The organism is Dysgonomonas hofstadii (assembly GCF_014196915.1).
GTDB lineage: Bacteria > Bacteroidota > Bacteroidia > Bacteroidales > Dysgonomonadaceae > Dysgonomonas > Dysgonomonas hofstadii.
On the sequence record NZ_JACIEP010000043.1, the window covers coordinates 1 to 1,214 of the forward strand.

1 pseudogene is annotated in these 1,214 nt (G+C 50.1%); it reads right to left on the reverse strand.

Features of this window, described 5'->3' with window-relative positions:
• Positions 1-1,214: pseudogene (locus tag GGR21_RS20765) on the reverse strand (hypothetical protein); the annotation flags it as partial.

Below are 1,214 nucleotides of genomic sequence, written 5' to 3' on the forward strand. Positions count from 1 at the left end.
CCCTGCGGGTCGTAGACCAATGGGTTGTAGATATTAAAGTTGTGGGTTCCTGCTCCCAGCCAGTATCGTATCTTTATGGTGGTGGCCGTCGACTGGTCTTCTTCGTCGGCTACACCCATATCGTGGTATACGCCGTTAAGCAAATCAAAGAATACGGTTATCGTCTGTCCCAATACCTGAGAATAAGGATACTCGATGGTTATCCAGCAGCCCTGTTGCAGGGTAAACTGCAGGTCGGCGGTATAGGTACGGTTGGCATATATATGGGCGTTATGGGTAATAACAGCGTTTGGTCCCAGCGACCCGATATATTCGGTGGCCTTGTCGGTGGTTTCGGTATCGGTTCCGGTAGCATCTTCCGGAACGTCTTCTGCGGATTCTTCCATACCGGTCATAGCCATGGCCATCAGCATGGGTTGTGACATAGCTATTGGCATGACTTGCCCTATACCCTGTTTGGCCAGCCGCCCCAGTTCATCGTAACGGTTCTGCAAGAGGTAGGTCTCTGCTCCATCGTTGAGCCTGTGCCTGGTATTGTAGAGCCGGCCGGCATGGTCGTACTGGTAGGTATATACTTCGGTCTGACGGGTATTGGCGGCATTGTCGATACCTGTATGTACATGCTTCTTCCTGACGGGTTGCCCGGTGAAGTTATAGGCGATGTATTCTTCTTCTATTCCTGCCAGGTGGTTGTTGGATTTGGTCTGCACAAGTCTGCCTTTGTTATCGTAGTACATCACAGAGTAGAGATAATCAGGCGATACGGTGCCATCGGGGTTGAATTGTGCGGTAAGAGCCCCGGTGAGCTGACCTTTGTTCTTGTATTTATTGGCTTCTGTGTAATCGCCTCCGTACCAGGTACCATAACCTGTTTCTGTATTATAGGCGGTGGGTGTTGACGGCATTCCGGTCATTCCCCTGAAATCATAGTTATCGTAATAGTTGGCCGAGAGGATTGAATAATTGCCCAGGGTTAATGTACCGGCATCTAATGTCAGGGTATAGCCTTTATAGGTACCCGTTGTGGAGAATCCGCCCTTTATCAGGTTATTGTCGAAACGGCCTGTTGTGATATTGCTGCCGTTGGCGGTCTTGCAAATGCCTGTCAGAACAACCCGGCCTAATACATCGGGGATAGAGAAGGTCCATTCGCCTTTTAGCCGTTGTTCGCCGTCCTGGGTGAAAATCAACCGGTCGGCTTTGTCGTAGACATA